3 protein-coding genes are annotated in these 3,401 nt (G+C 71.1%); all 3 read left to right on the forward strand.

Annotated elements, in window-relative coordinates; all coding sequences use genetic code 11:
• Positions 1–340, forward strand: a 340-nt coding sequence (locus ABTZ89_RS37200) for a sterol carrier family protein (RefSeq protein ID WP_351053851.1), incomplete at its 5' end; no start/stop codon positions are given.
• Positions 341–601: 261 nt separating this feature from the next.
• Positions 602–2,086: an amidophosphoribosyltransferase gene (gene purF / locus ABTZ89_RS37205; RefSeq protein WP_408641924.1), complete on the forward strand. Its 1,485-nt coding sequence runs from the start codon at positions 602–604 to the stop codon at positions 2,084–2,086.
• Positions 2,087–2,179: 93 nt separating this feature from the next.
• Positions 2,180–3,292, forward strand: coding sequence for a phosphoribosylformylglycinamidine cyclo-ligase (gene purM / locus ABTZ89_RS37210; protein ID WP_351053854.1), 1,113 nt, complete (start codon positions 2,180–2,182; stop codon positions 3,290–3,292).
• Positions 3,293–3,401: the final 109 nt, after the last annotated feature.

Raw genomic sequence — 3,401 nt, forward strand, 5'->3', positions numbered from 1 at the left:
GACCCGGAAGGTCGCCTCGCCGTCGACCGAGACGATGTCGGCCACGCTGCCGGTGGTCACCAGGCGACCGTTGTGCATCACGCGGACGTTGGAGCAGGTCGCGCCGGGCAACAGCGTCGAGGTCCGGGTACCGCCGTTCGCCGCGGTGCAGTGCATCGCCGGACCCCGGCACACCCGCGGCACCCCGCCCAACGTCGTCGAGACCGACGCCCGCACCTGGCTCCTGCTCGCCACCGGACGCCTCACCTGGTCCGAAGCGGTCGACCGCGGCGCCCTCACCGCGTCCGGCACCCGCGCCGACGTCTCCCAGTGGCTCCCGCTGGTCCGCGTCGACGGCTGACCGGTCGACATCGCGTCACCCCGGCGCGACGCACCGTGAACTTTTCGAACTCGCCGGTGAGACAGCTACCACGCCGCGGGCGATGAGCGGGTTTCTCCCTGTTTACACTGAGGTGTAACTCCGGCTTCGTCCTCCAGGGAGTGCTCGGTGGTCACCGACCGGCCCGAACCGGCTAACGCAAGCACGCACGCGGACCTCGCCAACCCCGCCGCAGATCCCCTCGAACGAGACGTCCCCCGCGAGGAATGCGGCGTCTTCGGCGTGTGGGCTCCCGGCGAAGAGGTCGCCAAGCTCAGCTTCTACGGGCTCTACGCCCTCCAGCACCGCGGGCAGGAAGCCGCCGGCATCGCCGTCGGCGACGGCTCGCAGGTGCTCGTCTACAAGGACACCGGGCTGGTCAGCCAGGTGTTCACCGAGCAGACCCTGGCGTCGCTGCGCGGCCACGTCGCGGTCGGCCACGCCCGGTACTCCACGACCGGCGGTGGTACCTGGGAGAACGCCCAGCCGACCTTCCGCACCACGGCCGCGGGCACCAGCCTGGCGCTCGGCCACAACGGCAACCTGGTCAACACCGGTGAGCTGCGCGACCGCGTGGTCGCCGCGGGCGTGGACACGGTGACGGGCAACAGCTCGACACCGGCCAACAGCTGCGACGGCGCCACCACCGACTCCGACCTGGTCTGCGGGCTGCTCGCGGCGAAGGCCGCGGACCTGGGCATCGAGCAGGCGGCGATGGAGCTGTTCCCGACGCTCAGCGGCGCGTTCTCGATGGTCTTCTGCGACGAGGAGACCCTCTACGCGGTGCGCGACCCGCACGGCGTGCGCCCGCTGGTGCTCGGTCGCCTGGAACGCGGCTGGGTGGTGGCCAGCGAGACGGCCGCCCTGGACATCGTCGGCGCGTCGTTCGTCCGCGAGGTCGAGCCCGGCGAGCTGCTGGCGATCGACGGCGACGGCCTGCGCTCGCAGCACTTCGCCAACCCCAAGCCCAAGGGCTGCATCTTCGAGTACGTCTACCTGGCCCGCCCGGACACCACCATCTCCGGTCGTTCGGTCAACGGCACCCGCGTGGAGATCGGGCGCCGGCTGGCCAAGGAGTACCCGGTGGACGCCGACATGGTGATCCCGGTCCCGGAATCGGGCACGCCCGCCGCGATCGGCTACGCCCAGGCCTCCGGCATCCCCTACGGCCAGGGCCTGGTCAAGAACTCCTACGTCGGCCGGACCTTCATCCAGCCGTCGCAGACCATCCGCCAGCTCGGCATCCGGCTCAAGCTCAACCCGCTGCGCGAGGTCATCCGCGGCAAGCGCCTGGTCGTCGTGGACGACTCGGTGGTGCGCGGCAACACCCAGCGCGCCCTGGTCCGGATGCTGCGCGAAGCAGGTGCCATCGAGGTGCACGTGCGGATCGCCTCGCCGCCGGTGAAGTGGCCGTGCTTCTACGGCATCGACTTCGCCTCCCGCGCCGAGCTGATCGCCAACGGCCTGGACACCGACGGGGTGCGCCGTTCCATCGGCGCGGACAGCCTCGGCTACGTCTCGCTGGACAGCCTGGTCGCGGCCACCGAGCAGCCCCGCACCCGGTTGTGCGCGGCCTGCTTCGACGGCGAGTACCCGATCCCGCTGCCGGACGACGCCAAGCTCGGGAAGTACGTGCTGGAGGGCAAGCCCGAACGGGGCGTGGCGGGGCCGGCCGAGCCGGTGCTGCCGACCGGTTACGGCGCCGAAGAAGCGCTGCAGCGGCCCTGAGCCGCGCGCAAAGCCAACCCTGATCCGCCGCGGCGCGTAGCGTGGTCTGCGCGTCCGGCGAATCGAAAACCGCACCAGAATGTGGAGCCAGTCGTGTCCGAAGACCTGCTCGCAGGGTCTGCCCAGCCCGAGAGCCCGAAAGCCACCTACGCCGCTGCGGGGGTGAGCATCGAGGCCGGTGACGAGGCGGTCGAGAAGATGCGCCCGTGGGCCAAGCGCGCCACCCGGCCCGAGGTGCTCGGTTCGCTCGGCGGCTTCGCCGGTCTGTTCCAGCTCAAGCTCGACCGCTGGAAGGAACCGGTGCTGGCCTCCTCCACCGACGGCGTGGGCACCAAGCTCGCCGTCGCGCAGGCGGTGGACAAGCACGACACCGTCGGCATCGACCTGGTCGCGATGGTCGTCGACGACCTGGTGGTGTGCGGTGCGGAACCGCTGTTCCTGCAGGACTACATCGCGGTCGGCAAGGTCGTGCCGGACCGGATCGCCGAGCTGGTCAAGGGCATCTCGGAGGGCTGCGTGCAGGCCGGCTGCGCGCTGCTGGGCGGTGAGACCGCCGAGCACCCCGGCATGATGGCGCCCGGCGAGTACGACATCTCCGCGACCGGCGTCGGCGTGGTCGAGGCGGACGCGATGCTCGGCGGCGACAAGGTGCGCCCCGGCGACGTGGTGATCGCGATGGGCTCCTCCGGCCTGCACTCCAACGGCTACTCGCTGGCCCGGCACGTGCTGCTGGACCTCGCCCGGATGCCGCTGGAGGGCCACGTCGAGGAGTTCGGCCGCACCCTCGGCGAGGAGATGCTGGAGCCGACCCGGATCTACGCCAAGGACTGCCTGGCGCTGGCCGCCGAGGCGGGCGTCCGGACCTTCGCGCACATCACCGGCGGCGGTCTGGCGGAGAACCTGGCGCGGGTGATCCCGTCCGGTCTGACCGCGGTGCTGGACCGGGGCAGCTGGACGCCGGCGCCGGTATTCCGCATGATCGCCCAGCGCGGCCGCGTCGAGGCCGAGGAGATGGAGCGCACCTTCAACATGGGCATCGGCATGGTCGCCGTGGTGACCGCCGAAGACGTGGACCGCGCCCTCGCGGTGCTCACGGCCCGCCACGTCCCGGCATGGGTCCTCGGCGAGATCGCCAAGCAACCCGCGGTCGAAGACGCGGCCGAAGAAGACCGAGTGATCCTCCGAGGCAACCACCCGCGCTTCTGAGCAGAACTTGTCTGAAGCACTCGTTTTGCGTGGCGGTGCGGGTGGCGGAACCTCAGCGCCCGCCTGGACTGCGGGTGCCCAGCCTTATGTATGCCAATACACGGCGGCT

It is taken from the genome of Saccharopolyspora sp. NPDC002686 (genome assembly GCF_040295745.1).
GTDB lineage: Bacteria > Actinomycetota > Actinomycetes > Mycobacteriales > Pseudonocardiaceae > Saccharopolyspora > Saccharopolyspora oryzae.